At 71.0% G+C, this 18,180-nt stretch carries 12 protein-coding genes and 1 pseudogene; 9 read left to right on the top strand and 4 right to left on the bottom strand.

Going from position 1 to position 18,180, the window contains the following annotated elements; genetic code table 11:
- Positions 1–178: 178 nt before the first annotated feature.
- A complete protein-coding gene (locus CCS38_RS03630) occupies positions 179–1,687 on the top strand; it encodes an MFS transporter (protein WP_223731719.1) in 1,509 nt (502 codons plus the stop codon).
- Here CCS38_RS03630 and CCS38_RS03625 read toward each other — a convergent pair.
- Positions 1,682–2,740 (bottom strand): LacI family DNA-binding transcriptional regulator, encoded by a 1,059-nt coding sequence (locus tag CCS38_RS03625; protein ID WP_308050661.1) that lies wholly within the window; start codon positions 2,738–2,740, stop codon positions 1,682–1,684. The genes CCS38_RS03630 and CCS38_RS03625 overlap by 6 nt on opposite strands.
- Before the next feature lie 398 nt (positions 2,741–3,138).
- On the opposite strand from CCS38_RS03625, the gene CCS38_RS03620 reads away from it, so the two are divergent.
- The 6 genes from CCS38_RS03620 to CCS38_RS03595 are packed head-to-tail and all read left to right on the top strand — an operon-like array spanning position 3,139 to position 10,273.
- The gene (locus tag CCS38_RS03620) at positions 3,139–4,245 is read left to right on the top strand and encodes an ABC transporter ATP-binding protein (protein WP_223731718.1); all 1,107 of its coding nucleotides are present in this window, start codon (positions 3,139–3,141) and stop codon (positions 4,243–4,245) included.
- A gap of 38 nt (positions 4,246–4,283) precedes the next feature.
- Positions 4,284–5,594: an ABC transporter substrate-binding protein gene (locus CCS38_RS03615; protein WP_223731717.1), complete on the top strand. Its 1,311-nt coding sequence runs from the start codon at positions 4,284–4,286 to the stop codon at positions 5,592–5,594.
- 11 nt (positions 5,595–5,605) lie between these two features.
- Positions 5,606–6,700: a carbohydrate ABC transporter permease gene (locus tag CCS38_RS03610; RefSeq protein ID WP_308050660.1), complete on the top strand. Its 1,095-nt coding sequence runs from the start codon at positions 5,606–5,608 to the stop codon at positions 6,698–6,700.
- A complete protein-coding gene (locus CCS38_RS03605) occupies positions 6,697–7,530 on the top strand; it encodes a carbohydrate ABC transporter permease (protein ID WP_223731716.1) in 834 nt (277 codons plus the stop codon). Before CCS38_RS03610 ends, CCS38_RS03605 begins: the two co-directional genes overlap by 4 nt.
- A gap of 38 nt (positions 7,531–7,568) precedes the next feature.
- Entirely contained in the window at positions 7,569–9,209 is a 1,641-nt protein-coding gene (locus CCS38_RS03600; protein ID WP_223731715.1) for a glycoside hydrolase family 13 protein, read from the top strand.
- Between the two features lie 29 nt (positions 9,210–9,238).
- Entirely contained in the window at positions 9,239–10,273 is a 1,035-nt protein-coding gene (locus tag CCS38_RS03595) for an aldo/keto reductase (RefSeq protein ID WP_223731714.1), read from the top strand.
- Positions 10,274–10,337: 64 nt separating this feature from the next.
- Here CCS38_RS03595 and CCS38_RS03590 read toward each other — a convergent pair whose 3' ends face one another.
- Together CCS38_RS03590 and CCS38_RS03585 are read right to left on the bottom strand one after the other, a co-directional pair.
- Positions 10,338–12,332, bottom strand: a complete 1,995-nt coding sequence (locus tag CCS38_RS03590) for an N-acetylmuramoyl-L-alanine amidase (RefSeq protein ID WP_372456980.1) — start codon at positions 12,330–12,332, stop codon at positions 10,338–10,340.
- 397 nt (positions 12,333–12,729) lie between these two features.
- Entirely contained in the window at positions 12,730–13,863 is a 1,134-nt protein-coding gene (locus CCS38_RS03585; protein WP_223731712.1) for an aminoglycoside phosphotransferase family protein, read from the bottom strand.
- Between the two features lie 234 nt (positions 13,864–14,097).
- Between CCS38_RS03585 and CCS38_RS03580 the strand changes: the two genes are divergently transcribed.
- Positions 14,098–15,582 (top strand): DNA-binding protein NsdB, encoded by a 1,485-nt coding sequence (locus CCS38_RS03580; protein WP_223731711.1) that lies wholly within the window; start codon positions 14,098–14,100, stop codon positions 15,580–15,582.
- 153 nt (positions 15,583–15,735) lie between these two features.
- Here CCS38_RS03580 and CCS38_RS03575 read toward each other — a convergent pair whose 3' ends face one another.
- On the bottom strand, positions 15,736–17,211 hold the full coding sequence (locus CCS38_RS03575) for a PP2C family protein-serine/threonine phosphatase (RefSeq protein ID WP_223731733.1): 1,476 nt from the start codon (positions 17,209–17,211) through the stop codon (positions 15,736–15,738).
- A 342-nt stretch (positions 17,212–17,553) separates the two neighbouring features.
- Here CCS38_RS03575 and CCS38_RS03570 point away from each other — a divergent pair.
- Positions 17,554–18,180: pseudogene (locus tag CCS38_RS03570) on the top strand (HEAT repeat domain-containing protein); the annotation flags it as partial.

Here is an 18,180-nt window from a genome sequence, read left to right as displayed (position 1 = left end):
ACTCCTCGTGGTTCGCGGGCCTCGGGCGGGCCCTTCGCCGGTCGGTCGGAGCCGCCGTCGTCGTCTTGACATCCCCGCCGGAAATTTCGCCTGAGATTTTGCCCGTACCGATGTCAAGAAGCTCGCGACCGCTCCGACCCCCCGGCGAACAGGACCGAGAGAACAGGGAGTTCGGGATATGCGGGTCAATCGGGCATGGCTGGGGCTGGGCGTCCTCATGCTGCCGACACTGCTCGTCGCGATGGACATGACGGCGCTGCTCCTCGCGCTGCCGCGGCTGAGCGCCGACCTGGGCGCCACCGGCGTCGAGCAGCTGTGGATCAGTGACAGTTACGGATTCATGGTGGCGGGCCTGGTCATCACGATGGGTACGCTCGGCGACCGGATCGGCCGCCGACGGCTGCTGATGATCGGGGGAGCGGCGTTCGGGGTGCTGTCGGTCGTGGCCGCCTTCGCGACCGGCCCGCTGACGCTGATCCTCGCGCGAGCGCTGCTGGGCGTCGCCGGCGCGACCCTGGCCCCGTCCACCCTCGCCCTGATCACCAACATGTTCCGCGACGAACGACAGCGCGGGCAGGCCATCGCGATCTGGGCGACCTGCCAGTTCACCGGCGGCGCGCTCGGGCCCGTACTCGCCGGATTCCTGCTCCAGCACTTCTGGTGGGGAGCGGTATTCCTGGTCGCCGTGCCGGCGATGGCGGTGCTGCTGCTCGCCGGGCCGGTCCTGCTGCCGGAGTTCCGCAGCGAGCGGGCCGGCCGGCTGGACCTGGCCAGTGTCGGGCTGTCGCTCGCGTCGGTACTTCTGATGATCTACGGGATCAAGCAGCTGACCGTCGAGAGCGTACGGGAGATGCAGGTCGTACCGGCGGTGGCTCTCGTCGTCGGCGCGGCCCTGGGGTTCCTCTTCGTACGCCGGCAACTGCGCCTCGAAACGCCGCTGCTGGACCTGCGGCTGCTGCGCAACCGCCCGTTCACTGCCGTACTCGTCGCGCTGGTCTTCGCCGGCCTCGCCATGGCAGGTACGGGCCTGATGGTGACCCAGTACCTGCAGAGCGTGCTGGGCTTCTCGCCGTTCGCGTCGGCGGTGCTGTTCGCGCCCATGGGACTGGGCGTGGCGGTCGGCACCATGGCCGCCCCGGCGCTGGCCCGGCGGATGAAGCAGCCGACGGCGATCGCCGTCGGGCTGGTGGGATCCGCGCTGGGCAGCCTGCTGCTGGTGGGCGTCGGGGTCGGCGGTGCGAGCGCCCTGCCGCTGGTGATGACCGGCATCGCGGTACTGGCCCTGGGCACCGGCCCGCTGTTCGCGCTGGGCACCGGGCTGGTCGTCGGGTCCGTGCCGCCGGAGCGCGCGGGCTCGGCGGCGTCGATGTCGGAGACCGGCAACTACTTCGGCGGTTCGCTCGGCTTCGCGCTGCTGGGTCCGGTGGCCGCGGTGGTCTACCGCAGCGGGACGGGCGGTACGTCCGACTCGCTGGCCGGCGCGGTCGCCGCAGCCCGGCACCTGCCCGCCGATCAGGGCGCGGAACTGCTGCACACCGCACGGGCGGCCTTCACCACCGCCCTGCACGTCACCGGCGTCATCGCCGCACTGCTCTTCGCCGGCCTGGCCGTACTGGTCCTCACCATGCGCCCGGCGTCCCGGACCGCCCCCGCCACGCTCCCCGACTACGAGGCGACTCGCTCATGAAGACGGCTGCTGGGAAGCGTGGTCCGGGTCGGCCGGCGGCGGTGCCGTAGTCGCGCGCGGCATCAGCCGGGTCGGCAGGACGATGTGCCGGGCCTGATCCGCTTCCGGGTTGTTGATCAGGTCGCGGGCCAGCTCGCCCGCCGCCCGCCCGATCTCCTCCGGTGACTGGGCGATCGTGGTCAGGTCCGACCACTCGGCCATCTGATGGTCGTCGAAGCCCAGTACGGAGATCCGCTCGGGTACGTCGATACGGGCCCTGCGCAGCGTCCAGAGCACCGAGACGGCGACCTCGTCCTGCTCGGCGAAGATCGCGGTGGGCGGTTCGCCCAGGCTCAGCAGCCGCCCGACCGCCTCCGCGGTGCGGCGCTTGTGGCCGACCGGTGTGGCGACCACCAGGTCGTTGTCCAGGGGGATGCCCGCTTCGGTGAGCGCCTGCTGGTAACCGAGCAGCCGTTCGTGGGAGCTGAAGGTGAACCCGCTGGCGCCGATCGTCTGGACGAATCCGATACGGCGGTGGCCCAGGTTGAGCAGATGCCGGGTGCCGCCGAGCGCACCGGCCACATCGTCGACGTACACGCTCGGCCGGCACTCGGCGCGCTGGCTGACGTAGATGACCGGCATCTGGAGGTCGTCCAGGCGGGCGGTCTCCTCGTCGGTGAGGTTGAAGGAGAAGACCATCAGCGCGTCGGCGTTCCGCCGGGCGGGCAGCCGCTCGAAGAAGGCGGCGCGCTCGGTCATGTCGGGCGTCACGTAGACGAGCAACTCCATGCCCGCGGCGCGCAGTAGGGGCCCCAGGCTCGACAGGGCCGAGCCGATGAACCACGAGTTGAGCGTGGGCGCGAGCACCGCCACGACCCCGGTCTTGCCGGTCACGAGGCTGGACGCCTGCCGGGAGATCACGAAGTTCAGTTCGCGGGCGGCCTTTTCGACCCGGGCGCGGACTTCCGGCGAGACGGTCGACATACCGCGCAGGGTGCGCGAGACGGTGGATGCGGAGACCCCGGCCCGTTCGGCGACGTCGGCCATCGTGGGGTGCCGTTGAGCTGGTGGCATGGGCGGACGGTAGCACAACGTGCACGGACTCATGGGGGAGCGTGACAGCGCTGTCACGGGTGTCAGAGTGACGGCTGCGGTAGAGCGGTACGCAGCTTGCCTGGTGGGCCCGTCCCTGGATTCCGGCGGTAAAAGCTGCATGCTGCACCTTTGCTGGCCTGCGGATTACTGGGACGTAACGCATTGACTTCCGCTGGGTGAGCTCCTAGCTTGCTTGAAAGCGTTGTCTCAGTGAGGTTGAAGCGAGCCGCTCGGAGTGAACCTCCAGAGCTTTGACCTGCGAATTCGTTAAGCGCGATGGCTGTGACAGCGCAACCACGGCTTGATTTTTCGATATCGCCGCCATCTCCCCAACCCGTGCCTCCCGGCCTCCCGCCGGTGAAGGGATAAGATCCCGCGTGACTACCGTAAGTTTCGAGAAAGTTACTCGGCGCTACCCGGGTAACGACCGCCCGGCGGTCGACGCACTCCACCTGGACATCGCCGACGGCGAGTTCCTGGTCCTGGTCGGCCCGTCCGGCTGCGGCAAGTCCACGTCCCTGCGGATGCTCGCCGGCCTGGAGGACGTCGACGACGGCGTCATCCGCATCGGCGAGCGCGACGTGACCCACCTGCCGCCCAAGGACCGGGACATCGCCATGGTGTTCCAGAACTACGCGCTCTACCCGCACATGAACGTCGGCGACAACATGGGCTTCGCCCTCAAGGTCGCAGGCACCCCGAAGGACGAGATCCGCCGCCGCGTACAGGAAGCGGCGAAGATCCTCGACCTGGAGCCGTACCTGGAGCGCAAGCCCAAGGCCCTCTCCGGCGGCCAGCGCCAGCGCGTCGCCATGGGCCGCGCCATCGTCCGCGAGCCGCAGGTCTTCCTGATGGACGAGCCGCTGTCCAACCTCGACGCCAAGCTGCGCACCCAGACGCGTACGCAGATCGCGGCCCTGCAGCGCCGCCTCGGCACGACGACCGTGTACGTCACCCACGACCAGGTCGAGGCCATGACCATGGGCGACCGGGTGGCCGTCCTGAAGGACGGACTCCTCCAGCAGTGCGCAGCCCCGCGCGCCCTCTACGACGAGCCCGCCAATGTCTTCGTCGCGGGCTTCATCGGCTCGCCCACCATGAATCTCACCGAAGCCCGCATCGAGGGCGACGGCGTCCGGCTCGGCGGGACGCATCTGCCAGTACCCCGCAGCGTCATCGCCGCGGTGGCCGACGAGGCGAGCGGCACCGTCACGGTCGGCTTCCGGCCCGAGGCGCTGGAGCATGTCGCGCCCGGCGAACCGGGTCTGGGGATGTCCGTGACCATGGTGGAAGAGCTCGGCTCCGAGGCGTACGCGTACGGGACCCTCTTGGGTGAGAACGGCACCGGAACCGGCGCCGATGTCGTCGCCCGCGTCAACCCGCGCACGCCGCCCGCCAAGGGGCAGCAGATCACCCTGCGCATCCGGCCGGGCGGTGCGTACTTCTTCTCGGCCAGGACCGGCGAGCGCCTCCCCACCGGGTGAGCGGCGTTCGCAGCGGTTCCGTACGACCAGGAGAGACAGTGAAGACGACAATCACCAGAGCGCTGCGGGGCGCGGGCGCGGCCACTGCGGCACTCGCGGTCCTCGCCGCCTGCGGGCCCGGCGGCGGCGCGGACACCCCCGCCGGACAGCCCACTTCCTTCGAGGGGCGCGGCCCCATCACGTATGTCGCGGGCAAGGACACCACCGGCACCGTGCAGGCGGTGATCGACCGCTGGAACAAGCTGCACCCGAAAGAGAAGGTCACCTTCGTCCAGCTGCCCACGGACCCCGACGCCCAGCGTCAGCAGATGATCCAGAATGCGCAGACGAAGTCCGATGCCTATACGGTGCTGTCCCTCGACGCCGTGTGGACCTCGGAGTTCGCGGCCCATCGCTGGGTCGACCGGCTGCCACAGGACAGGTTCCCGCTGCATCGGATGCTCGAGCCGATCGTGGAGACGGTGAAGTACCGCGGTGGCGTGTACGGCGTCCCGGACAGCTCGGACGGCGGGATGCTGTACTACCGCACCGATCTGCTCAAGCAGGCCGGCATCGCGAAGCCGCCCGCGACGTGGGCGCAGATGAAGGCCGACTGCGCCAAGGTGAAGAAGCTGCCCCAGGCCGAGGGCATGTCCTGTTACGCCGGTCAGTTCCACAAGTACGAAGGACTGACGGTCAACTTCGCCGAGGCGGTGAACTCCGCGGGCGGCGTCATCACCGACCCCGAGGGCCGCCCGCATGTCGACACCCCGGAGGCCAAGAAGGGCCTGGACTTCCTCGCCGGCTCCGTCAAGGACGGCACGATCCCGAGGGAGGCCGTCACCTACCAGGAGGAGGACGGCCGCCGGGCCTTCCAGTCCGGCAAGCTGATCTTCGAGCGGAACTGGCCGTACATGTACCCGCTGCTGGACAAGAAGGACGGCTCCAGCAAGGTCGCGGGCAAGTTCGCCGTCGCACCGCTGCCGGGCCTGGACGGCCCCGGCGCCTCCAGCCTCGGCGGCCACAATCTGGCCCTGTCGGCCTCGGCCACGAACAAGGCCACCGCGATCGACTTCATGAAGTTCTACTCCAGCGAGGAGACGCAGCGCTTCCGGCTGGCCTACGCGCCGGCCGCGCCGACCTACGACGCGCTCTACAAGGACCCGAAGCTCGTCAAGAAGTACCCGTACCTCCCCACGCTCAAGGCGTCGATCCTGCACGCCGTACCCCGCCCCCGCGTCTTCCAGTACGGCGACGCCACCGCGGCGATCCAGCAGGAGGCGTACGCCGCCATGACCGGCAGCAAGAGCAGCGAGCAGGCGCTGAAGGACCTCCAGAAGGACCTTCAGCAGCAGCCGGCGGCGGATTAAGGAGAACCGTCATGGTGAAGACACACAACCCGCCTGGATCCGCCGAGGACCGGCACGACGACACCGCGGGCCGCGTGTACGGCGTCGCACGCGGGAGTGCGCGCGGCGGTTCCTCCGCCCTGCCGCTCGCCTCGGCCGCGCGCCGGCGCCGCAAGCCCAGGGCGACCGCCGGCTCGGGCCGGCTCGCGGCCCTGTTGGTCTCTCCGACGCTGCTGGTGCTCACGATCGTCGTCCTCTACCCGACGATCGTGGCACTGAAGGACTCGCTGTTCGGCACCCCGGGCCTCGACCCGAAGACCGGCTTCGTCGATGAGACCGATCCGTTCGTGGGAGTACAGAACTACACCGACATCTTCGGGGTAGCCGGCGAGCGCTTCTGGAACGCCTTCTGGAACACCTCGTTCCTCACCGTCACCACGGTCGGCATGGAAACGGTGATCGGCGTGGCCATGGCGCTCATCATGAACCGCGCGTTCCAGGGCCGCGCACTCGTACGGGCCTCCATCCTGGTCCCGTGGGCCATCCCCACCGCCGTGACCGGTCTGCTGTGGCGCTGGATCTTCAACAGCAACGGCATCGCCAACGCCGTCATCGGGCAGCAGGTCCTGTGGACCACCGAGGGGTTCCACGCCAAGGCCGCGGTCATCATCGCCGACGTATGGAAGACCGCGCCCTTCATCGGCCTGCTCGTACTCGCCGGCCTCCAGGTGATCAACAAGGAGGTCTACGAGGCGGCCAGGATCGACGGGGCCGGCGCGGTACGCCAGTTCTGGAGCATCACCCTGCCGCTGGTCAAGCCCGCCCTGATGGTGGCCGTGCTCTTCCGGACGCTGGACGCACTGCGGATGTTCGACCTGCCGTACATCCTCATCGGCGCGCAGAAGGAGTCGGTGGAGACGCTGTCCATGCTCGCTCAGGACCAGGCCGCGAATGTGCGGTTCGGTCCGGCCGCCGCCTACGCGGTGATCCTCTTCCTCTACGTGTTCCTCATCGCGCTGGCCTTCGTCCGGCTGCTGGGCGCCAATGTCGTCGGCGACGACGACGCGGTACCCAAGCGCCGCCGCCGGTGGCTGCCCGTGCGTCGTCCCGCGGAGGTGGCGGCATGACACTCGCACTGAACTGGCGCAAGTGGCTGCTGTACGCGGGAGTCGCCGCGGTCGTCGCCTACTGCCTGGCACCGTTCTACTGGATGCTGGTCTCCAGCCTGCGGCGTACCTCGGACATCTTCGAGAACTCGCTGTTCCCGACCCACCTCTCCTTCGAGAACTACCTCGCGGTCCTCGACCCGTCGCATGCCTTCACCCGGGCGCTGCTCAACAGCATCGTCGTCGCCGGCATCACCACGTTCCTCGCGCTGATCCTGGCCACCTTCACCGCGTACGCGATGGCCCGGCTGGAGTTCCGGCTCAAGCGGCTGGTGCTCACCGTGATCATCGCCACCTCGATGTTCCCCGTGGTCTCGATCGTGGTGCCGCTGCTGAAGATGTTCGTCGACTTCGGCTGGATCAACACCTACCAGGCGATGATCGTGCCCAGCCTGTCCTTCACGCTGCCGCTCGCGGTCTGGAACCTCACCGCGTTCTTCCGGCAGATGCCGCAGGAGCTGGAGCAGGCGGCCATGGTCGACGGCTGTACGCGGGGCCAGGCGTTCCGCAAGATCATCATTCCGCTGGCCGCGCCCGGCATGTTCACCACCGCGATCATCACCTTCATCGCGGCCTGGAACGAATTCCTCATCGCCCTGACGATGACGAACAAGCCGGAGATGCAGACCGCGCCCGTGGCCATCTCCAAGTTCTCCGGGGCGAGCCAGTTCGAGACGCCGTTCGGCAGCCAGATGGCGGCCGGCGTCCTCGTCACCGTCCCGCTCGTGATCATGGTGCTGCTCTTCCAGCGCCGGATCGTCGCCGGCCTGACCGCCGGTGCTGCCAAGTAACTGCAATGAAATATCTTTTGACGAGGAGTCAGTAACGTATGTCCAGCACCGCACCCTGGTGGCGCGACGCCGTCATCTATCAGGTCTACATCCGCAGCTTCGCCGACGGGAACGGCGACGGCATCGGTGACATCGCCGGCATCCGCTCCCGGCTGCCGTATCTGAAGTCGCTCGGCGTGGACGCCATCTGGATCAACCCGTGGTACAAGTCGCCGCAGGCGGACCACGGTTACGACGTGGCGGACTTCCGGGAGATCGACCCGCGGTTCGGCACCGTCGAGGAGGCCGAGGCGCTCATCGAGGAGGCGCACGCGGCCGGGATCCGCGTCATTCCCGACATCGTGCCCAACCACGTCTCCGACCAGCACGTCTGGTTCCGGGACGCGCTGGCCGCAGGCCAGGGCAGCCCCGAGCGGGACCGTTTCATCTTCCGGCCCGGCCGTGGCGCGGACGGCGCCGAGCCGCCCAACAACTGGAAGTCCTGCTTCGGCGGCCCGGCCTGGACCCGGCTGCCGGACGGGCAGTGGTACCTGCATCTGTTCGCCCCCGAGCAGCCGGACCTCAACTGGGCACACCCGGAGGTGCGCGCGGAGTTCGAGGACATCCTGCGGTTCTGGTTCCGCCGCGGTGTGGACGGATTCCGTATCGATGTGGCGCACGGCCTGATCAAGCACCCCGAGCTGCCCGACCTGCCGCCCCGCGAGGACCCGGACGTGCCGGCCCCGCACGGCGGGCTCGACCACCCCCACTGGGACCGCGACGAGGTGCACGAGATCTTCCGCGCCTGGCGCCGCGTGGCCGACGAATTCCCCGGCGACCGGAAGTTCGTCGCCGAAGCCTGGACGCAGGCCCCCGACCGGCTCGCCAACTACGTACGCCCGGACGGCCTGCACACGGCGTTCAACTTCGACTACCTGATGACTCCCTGGGACGCGAAGGAACTGCGCGAGGTCATCGACACCTCGCTCGCCACGCTCGGCTCGGTCGGCGCGCCGGCCACCTGGGTGCTCTCCAACCACGATGTGGTCCGCCACCCCAGCCGGTTCGGCCGCAAGGTGGTGAAGAAGTGGGTCGCCAACGAGGTGTACCGGCCCGAAGGCCCGCTCGATTTCGAACTGGGTACGCGTCGGGCTCGGGCTGCCGCGCTGCTGATGCTCTCGCTGCCCGGCGGCGCCTACGTCTACCAGGGCGAGGAACTGGGGCTGCCCGAGGTCGAGGACCTGCCGGAGGACGTGCTGCAGGACCCGTGCTGGGAGCGCTCGGGCCACACCGACCGGGGCCGGGACGGCTGCCGCGTGCCGATCCCGTGGTCCGGTGAGCGGTCGCCGTACGGCTTCAGCCCGGACGGCGCGACCGGCGAGCCCTGGCTGCCGCAGCCCCCGGAGTGGCGCGAGCTGAGCGTCGCCGCACAAGAGGGCGACGAGAACTCCATGCTGGCCCTGTACCGCAGCGCCCTGCGCCTCCGCCGCGACCTTCCGGCGCTCGGCGAGGGGACGCTGACCTGGCTCGACGCCCCGGAAGGCGTGCTCGCCCTGCGCCGCGAGCCGGGCTTCGTGTGCGTCGTCAACCTCTCGGCCGAGCCGTACACCCTCCCGGAGCACCGGGAGGTACTGCTGGCCAGCGGCCCGCTTTCGGACGGCCGGCTGGCACCGGACCAGGCGGCGTGGCTCGCCCTGTGACCGCCTCGCGCACGGAAGGAGTTTCCGACATGGAGTACCGCACCCTCGGGCCCAGCGGCTGCGCCGTCTCGGCGCTGGCCCTCGGCACCATGACCTTCGGCCACGAGACCGACGAGGCGGGCGCGCACGCCCAGCTGGACCGGTTCCTCGAAGCCGGCGGCACCCTCGTGGACACCGCCGACGTCTACACCGCGGGCGCGTCCGAAGAGATCATCGGGCGCTGGCTGGCGTCCCGCCCCGCCGACGTCACCGACCGCGTCGTCCTCGCCACCAAGGGCCGCTTCCCCATGGGCGAGGAGCCGAACGGCGCCGGGCTCTCCCGCCGCCATCTGCACCGCGCGCTGGACGCCTCGCTGCGCCGGCTCGGCGTCGAGACGGTCGACCTGTACCAGGTGCACGCCTGGGACCCGCTCACGCCCATCGAGGAAACGCTCCGCTTCCTCGACGACGCGGTACGCCAGGGGAAGATCCACTACATCGGGCTGTCCAACTTCACCGGCTGGCAGCTCCAGAAGACCGTCGACGTCGCCGACTTCCGGGGACTGGCCCGCCCGGTCACCCTCCAGCCGCAGTACAGCCTGCTCTCCCGCGAGATCGAATGGGAGATCACACCGGCCTGCGCCTCCGAAGGGCTCGGGCTGCTCCCGTGGAGCCCGCTCGGCGGCGGCTGGCTGACCGGCAAGTACCGCCGCGACGCCCGGCCCGCGGGCGCGACCCGGCTCGGCGAGAACCCGGAGCGCGGCGTCGAGGCGTACGACCGGCGCGGCGGCGTCGCGCGCACCTGGGCCGTCGTCGACGAGGTGCGCGCGGTGGCCGAGGAGCGCGGCGTCTCCATGGCGCAGGTCGCGCTCGCCTGGGTACGCGACCGCCCGAGCGTCACCTCGGTGATCCTCGGCGCGCGGACCGTTGAACAATTGGACGACAACCTCGCGGCGGCCGGCCTGAGCCTGTCGGACGAGGAACGGGACCGGCTGGACAAGGTGAGCGACCCGGGCGCCGCCGACTACCCGTACGGCGGCCCGGGCCAGGAGCAGCGCAGCCGGAAGGTGGCCGGCGGGCGCTGAGAGGCGGAAACGGAAACGGCGGCCGGCGGGCCCCTCAGGACCCGCCGGCCGCCGCGGTACCGCCCTAGCGGCCCGACCTGCGGATGTCGACGTCCGCCGCGCGGACGTAGCCGACCCGGTGGCCGACCTGGATCTCGTAGTACACGTCCGTGCCACGCACGACCGTGTGCTTGCTCGTGTCGAACGTCGGTGCGTAGAAGTACTCGCCACGCGTCCGGTCGCCGACCGCGTAACGCTGACCGGCCTTCAGGACGTACGGGAGCGGCGAGACCGACTGGACCGGGACGCCGGCCGGGTAGGCGGCCTTCTCCGGATAGGCCCGGCCGTAGACCGGGATCTCGGTCCGGCCCTCCTTCGGGACGGCCACCCAGCCCCTGGCGTCCACCGCCGTCGGCTCCGCGCCGGGGTTGTGGAACCACGCCTTCTGGCCGAGGTACCAGATCGCCGTCCAGTCGCCCTTCCGGTCCGCGACCGCGAACTGCTGTCCGGTGCTGGCGCGGGCGCCCGTGTCATTCACCCCGGTGGTGGAGTCACCGCCCCCCGGGTGCAGCCCCTCGTCCTTGATCAGCGGGGCGTCCTCGCTGGGCGCCGAGTACAGGCGTACGGCGCCCGAGCCGTGCGCGGCGCACGGCTGGCCCGCCTTCTCGCAGCCGGTGTACGCAGGCTGGTTCTCCTCGTACTCCGGACGGATGGTGACCAGGCCGCCGTCCGGCCCAGCGGTCGGCACCAGCGGCCTGCCCAGCAGGATGAAGTAGTGGTCCCAGTCCCAGTACGGGCCCGGGTCGGTGTGCATGCCCTTGATCGAGGCGGTGGTCGTCCCCGGCACGTTGTCGTGCCCGAGGACGTGCTGCCGGTCCAGCGGGATGTCGTACTTCCGCGCCAGATACCGCACCAGGCGCGCGGAGGTGCGGTACATCGCCTCCGTGTACCAGGCGTCCGGCGCCGCCAAAAACCCCTCGTGCTCCAGGCCGATGGAGCGGGAGTTGACGTACCAGTTGCCCGCGTGCCAGCCGACGTCCTTGGTCCGGACATGCTGGGCGATCAGCCCGTCGGCGGACCGGAGGCTGTAGTGCCAGGACACATACGTCGGGTCCTGCACCAGCTTCAGGGTCGTCTCCCACGTCGCTTCCGTGTCGTGGATGACGATGTAGTCGACGGACTGGTCCTCGGGGCGGTCCGCCAGGTCGTGGTTGCCGTAATCGCCGTCGCCGAGCTCCTTGTACGGCGCGGGCACCGACTCGCACGCCACCTCCGGCGGGCACTCGGTCTCCCCGGACTGCGCCTTGCGCAGGCCCAGCACGCGGGTCTGGGCGCGGTCGGGGGTGAGGCCCGGGGACTTGGCGAGGGTGACGCGCTGGCCGGCGTCGGTGGTCCGGGACACGCCGTCGCGCAGCACGTCGTACACCTGGTCGGCGAAGACGGTAGCGCTCTTCGTCTCGCTCGCGCCCGAGTAGCGAGCCACCGCGGCGTACCAGTCGGCGGGGTCGGCGCTCGCCTGCAGGCCGAGCCTGCGCTGCTGGTCGGCGAGGAGGGCCGCGCCGCCGCTGACGTTCGCCGCGGCGTTCTCGCGCAGCTGGCGCGCGGACAGGCCGGTGAGTGCCGCGGCCTTCGGCAGGGTGCGCAGCCGCGCCGGCAGCTCCGAGGCCTTCGGCAGCCGCGCCTCGGCGGTCTTCCGGGAGCGCGTGTCGTCGCCGCGGGCGTCCTCGGTGCCCTCACTGTGGTGCGGCGCCTCCCGGGCGAGCGCGGTCCGCGCGTCGGTGAGGTGCATCGGGCCGTAGCCGCCGGCCACGCTGGGCGCGCCCCGGTGCCCGTCCCAGCGGGACTCCAGATAGGCGACGCCCAGCAGCACGCTCTGCGGCACGCCGTACCGGGCGGACGCGTCGGCGAAGGCACGCTGGAGGGAACCGGCGTCCGCGCCCGCGGTGGCGGTGGGCGCGGCCGAGACCAGTGGCAGAAGGAGGGCGGCCACCGCGACGGCGGTACCGGCCCTCCTCGTGGTCCTGCGGGGGGTTCGGGGGGCGTCGCGTCTGGCGACGCCGACAGGGGCGGATCCTCGCAATGCAGCCTCCTCGGGCCGGCCCGTACCGGGCGGTGTGGCGGATGGTGCGCCGTTGGGCGTGCGGGAACCCATCAAGAGGTATCGGTTCACCGACGATCCGTCAATCACCCCGCAATCGGCCGATTTCGCAGGTCGGCGCGGGGGCCGGAGAAGTTTTCGCGCACCGGGCGCCGGGCCTGGGACGCGTCAGTGGAATGGACCAATGCCGGAGGGAACGCCGTGCCGTGCACCGCTCGGAATCCGCACCGCCACCGGGTGCGTGAGGGTGATGCCCCGGAGCGCGCCACCCTACGCCACCCCGCGCACACGAGAGCGGCGCGCCTCGGCCTCGAAACGCGCACACGAGAGCGGCGCGCCCCAGCACAGGCGCGCCGCTCCGTTTCCCCCCGTCGGCGGATCAGCGGGTGCCGACCGCCGCCCGTACCGCACGGCGCGCCATCTGGGCGTCGTCGTGCAGCCGCCGCAGCAGCAGGCGCTGTTCCTCGCCCGCCGCGGGCGCCCCCGGCTGTCCCTGACCGGTGGAACCGGGCGGTACTTCCTCCCGCATGGTCCGCTGTACCGCGGTCTCGTAGCGCCGGATCTCCCGGGTCAGTACCAGCATCAGATTGACCAGGAAGGAGTCCCGGGCGGCGGGGCCCGCGGCCTGCGCGAGCTGGCTGATCTGGCGGCGCGCGACCGGTGCGTCTCCCAGCACCGACCACAGGGTCGCCAGGTCGTAGCCCGGCAAGTACCAGCCGGCGTGCTCCCAGTCCAGCAGGACCGGGCCGGCAGGCGAGAGCAGGACGTTGTTCAGCAGTGCGTCGCCGTGGCAGAACTGGCCGGGGGAGTGCGCGATGCCGTGCATCAGCTTCTGCAGGTCGCCCAGGTCCCGGTCGGTCAGCAGGCCGAGGTCGTGGTACCGCCCGATGCGGTTCCCGTAGTCCAGGGGGGCGTCGAACATCCCGGCCGGCGGGCGCCAGAGGTTGATCCGGCAGATCGCCCCGAGGGCGGCCCGGACGTCCGCACGCGGCGGCCCGTCCGTGGGATGTCGCTGCACGGAGGCGACCCGGCCGGGCATGCGTTCGACGACCAGCGTGCAGTTGTCAGGGTCCGCGGCGACCAACCTCGGCACGCGCACCGGTGGACGGTGGCGTACGAAGGCGCGATACGCAGCTATTTCGTGCCGGAACCGCTCGACCCACGCCGGCGAATGGTCCAGTAAACACTTCGCCACCGCGGTCGTGCGCCCGGTGGTGCCGACGAGAAGGACGGACTTCCCACCCCGTCGCAGCACCTGGACGGGATTGAACTCCGGACAGATGCGCTGCACCGAGGCGACCGCCGCGCGCAACTGCGCGCCCTGGGGGCCGGACAAATCGAGTCTCCCGCTGAGCGGTTGCTGTGCTGCTCCCTGGGGGCGCCGGAGGCGGCCGCCCGGAGGCCCGGCGGCCATTCCCGAGGAGTGAGCGGGATCGAGGTACGGACCGCTGCCCGTGGGCTGCGGGCGGTACGGCCGGGGCGGGGCGGTCGCGGCGGACGATGCTGCGTACATGGGTGGTTGAGGTCCCTTCGTGCGCCGACGAGTGGCGTTGCGCCACCGGCCCGGTGAGGGTTGCGACACCCTGGGGAATGCGTTTCCGCCACCGGGCCGGGGGCTGCGTCTCTACAGAACACGCGACTACGGGTGGCAGACCATCTGGCGGACCCTGGCGAACCCTGGCGAATGCTCGCCCGGCACATGACGGCCGGTTACTGTCAACTCAGTCGAGGAACCTGGGGGCTTGACGTGAACAGGGAGCCGAACACCCGTCTCGCGGACCTTTTCCAGCTCGCCGGCTGGTCGAAGGGCGAGCTGGCGAGGTTGGTCAACCGGCAGGCGGCGGCCATGGGCCACCCGCAGCTGGCGACCGACACGTCCCGAGTACGGCGCTGGATCGACATGGGAGAGACCCCGCGAGATCCGGTACCGAAGGTCCTGGCATCCCTGTTCACCGAGCGCCTCGGCCGTGTCGTAACCACCGAGGACCTCGGCTTTGCACGCTCAGGGCGCGCGGGGAAGCGGCAGGCCGCCGACGGCCTGCCGTGGCCGCCCGACCGTACGGCTGCGGTCCTCACGGAATTCACGGGAATGGACCTCATGCTCAACCGACGCGGCTTGGTGGGCGCGGGCGCGGCGCTTGCCGCCGGTTCCGCGCTCAGTAGCGCCATGTACGACTGGCTGCACGCCGACCCGGCCCTGGCAGCCGACGCGCCCCGTACCGACAACCCCCTCGGCCCCCACACCCTCGACCAGGCCGGCCTTGACCGCTACGAAGCGGCTCCCGTGGGCTCCCAGGAGATCGACGCCCTGGAACGCTCGGTGGAGGTCTTCCGCGCCTGGGACGCGTCCCGCGGCGGCGGGCTGCAGCGCAAGGCAGTGGTGGGCCAGCTCAACGAGGTGGGCGGGATGCTCGCCTACCGCCATCCGGAGCACCTCCAGCGGCGGCTGTGGGGCGTGGCGGCCAACCTCGCCGTCCTGGCCGGCTGGATGTCCCACGACGTGGGCCTGGAGCCCACGGCCCAGAAGTACTTCGTCATCGCCGCGCACGCGGCCCGTGAGGGCGGCGACCGCCCCCGGGCCGGAGAGGCGCTGTCGCGGGCGGCGCGCCAGATGGTCCACCTGGGCCGCCCGGACGACGCCCTGGACCTCATGAAGCTCGCCCAGTCCGGCTCCGGCGACGAGACCCTGCCGCGCACGCGTGCGATGCTGCACACGATCGAGGCGTGGGCGCAGGCGTCCAAGGGGCAGGCGCAGGCGATGCGGCGCACCCTCGGCGAGGCCGAGGAGCTGTTCGTCTCGGACAAGCGGGATGTGCCGCCGCCCAGTTGGATGCAGAACTTCGACGAGGCCGACCTGCACGGCATGGAGGCACTGGCGTTCCGCACGCTCGCCGAGCACGACCCCAGGGCCGCCAAGGTCGCCCAGGGGCACGCGCGGCAGGCGCTGGCACTGCGCAGGGAGGGCTTCCAGCGCTCGCAGATCTTCGACTATCTGTCGATGGCCTCCGCCCTGTTCATCGCCAATGATCCCGAACAGGCGGACCGGTACGCGCGGCTGGCACTGGTGTCGATCGGGGAGAACTCCTCGCACCGCACCTGGGACCGGCTGCGCGAGATGTACCGCCTCACCGGGCAGTACGCCGACTACGCCAAGGTCCAGGACCTGCGCGAGGAGATCAGGCTCGCCCTGCCGAAGCAGAAGAAGCCGAAGGACCGCAACGGGCAGGCGTAAACGGCCACCGGACCACCGCGGACCACCGCGGACCACCGCGCGAGAAGTCGGCGTAGGAGATGCTGCCCCCAAGACCTCGGGGCGGTTTCCCCTGTGCCGCCTGTGCTCTCTGTCCTGCGCTGTCTGTACCGCCTGTGCTGTCTGTACGACCGGTCAGTCACCGATCCTGGCGATCAACACGCATGCGTCGTCCTCCCGTTCGGCGGTGCCGAACTCCTCGACGACGATACGGACGCTGTCCTGCGCGCTCCGCGCCGCCGCGAACCGGGGGGCGAGGGCGAGCAGCCGCTCCGCGCCTTCGTGCGTGCTGTCCGCGTCGGGCGTACGGCGCCGGGGCACCAGCCCGTCGGTGTACAGCACGAGCAGGTCGCCGGGGTGCAGCTGCACGCTGTGCTGCGTGTACACGGCCCCGGAGGTCGCGCCCAGCAGCACGCCCTCCGGCGGCTGCAGCGCCCGTCCCTGCCCGTCCCGGAACAGCAGCGGGGCGGGGTGCCCGGCCTGCGCCCAGTCCAGCCTGCGGGTGGCCGGGTCGAAGCGGCAGCACACCGCGCTGCCCAGGGCGGGCTGCGCCGAGGTGTCCAGGAGCTGGTTGAGGTAGCCCATCATCGGGCCCGGCTCCTGGCCCGAGACGGCCATGCCGCGCAGCGCGCCGAGCAGCATCGCCATGCCCGACGTGGCGGTCACGCCGTGCCCGGTGAGGTCGCCGGCGCTCAGCAATGTGCGCCCGTCGGGCAGCTGCAGCGCGTCGTACCAGTCGCCGCCGACGAGGGCGCTGGAGCCGGAAGGGAGGTAACGGGCGGCGAGGTCCAGGGCGACCGGGCCGCCGTGCGGGAACCGCAGGGAGCCGCGCCACGGCGGCAGCACGGCTTCCTGCAGCTCGACCGCAAGCCGGTGTTCGGTCTGCGCGATGTGCCGTTGGCGCTGCAGCGAGTCACGGGTCTCGCGCACCGCCCTCTGGCTGCGGCGCAGCTCGCTGACGTCCCGCAGCACTGCCCACATGCAGGCCGTGCTGCCGTCGGCGTCGAGCACCGGCTCGCCCACCATGTGCACCGTGCGCACGCTCGTGTCGGGGCGCACGATGCGGAATTCGCCGTCGATCGGCTTGCCGTCCACCAAGCAGTCCGTGACCATCGCGGTCACCAGGGGCTGGTCGTCGGCGAAGATCAGGGAGGGCAGCTCGTCCAGGGTGAGCGGCCCGTCGGCGGGCTCCCGGCCGAAGATCCCGAACAGCTCTTCGGACCAGCTGGCCTCGTCGGTGAGGAGGTTCCACTCCGCACTGCCCACACGGGTCAGCAGCGAGCCGCGGGCGTGCGCCTCGGGGTCGGGGTCGGGCGGCGCCGCCGGATGCGGCAGGGGCTCGTCCAGGCCCTCCGGGGGCCCCGCCGGCAGTCCCTCTCTGAGCTGGTCCAGATGGCCACCGAGGTCGTCGAGGTGGTGGACCGCGAGGTCGCACAGCGCCCGCTGCCAGCGCAGCCGGGCGTCCTCGTCCGGGTGACCCTCGGCGGCGGCCTCGCGGCGCACGGCGTCGAGGCTGCCTCGGAGACGGCGTGCCTGAGAGATGAGTGCGTCGACCGCGCCGCGCTCGGGCGGCTGCGCGTGATGATGGTCCGCGAAGAGATGGGACGGCATGACGTACTCCGATATCAGGCGGCGCGCGGCCATGTCTGTGGCCTCGTCGGCCATGTCTGATGGAAGGGCCGGTAACGACTGTTGCACAGGCTGCGACCGCGCGTAAGGGATTTGGCATGACCCGATACGGTGGTGCGCATGGCATATGCCCCCGGCTGCGCCTCGGTAACCCGCCCGGACGCTGCGGAATCCGTCGCTCCGGGCTAGGCTTCGGCCGCCGTACGGCAGTCGTTCCGCCGATCCACTCCGGAGAACGACGCATACGGCCCGCGGACACCGGCAAGAATGCCGGTCAGCGGAAATCCCGTTGCCAGCCAGTCCCCCGCACCGGATGCTGACCTCATGTTCGATCCAGACATAGCGCCCAGTGGCACCCTGCTCGGCCTCCTCCAGCGAGGCCGCGGCGACGGGACCCTGCATGCCTTGGCGGCGCCCCGGGCCGAGGCCCTGGCCGCCCTCAACGACAGCGTGCTGCGCGACCCCCGGCGCGACTGGCAGCTGGAGAACCGCTCGCTGTACTACGCACGCCTTTACATGCAGCTCGACGGCGGCCTCGAAGAGATCGAACGGCACCTCTTCCACCCCGACGACCGCACGGACACCCGTGAGGAGCGCACCGGCCTCGCGCTCTCCGTCCTGGGCCACCTCGCCTCCTACGGGCGCGACGCCGCGCTGCTCCTGTTGCGCAGCTACGCCGCGGTCGGCGGCAACTGGCGCTGGGCCCTGGACGAGCTCGCCCTGCGCGACGACGACGAGGGCCTGCTCTCCCTGGCGCCCGCCGTACTGGCCCGCTTCCCCGAGACCCCCGAGGGCGAGGCCGAGCTGGCCGCTGCCGTACGGGACGCGTTCGAGCCCCGCCCCTGGCGGCTGTGGGCCGAGGACGCCCGGTACGGCGCCCGGGTGCGGGCCGCGGGCGAGCAGGGCTCCTTCGACCGCTGGCAGCGTCAGCTCACGCCGAGCGGCCCGCAC

Origin of the sequence: Streptomyces purpurogeneiscleroticus (genome assembly GCF_020024005.1) — a bacterium.
GTDB classification, from domain to species: domain Bacteria; phylum Actinomycetota; class Actinomycetes; order Streptomycetales; family Streptomycetaceae; genus Streptomyces; species Streptomyces purpurogeneiscleroticus.
This window is presented reverse-complemented; position numbering and strand designations above follow the sequence as displayed.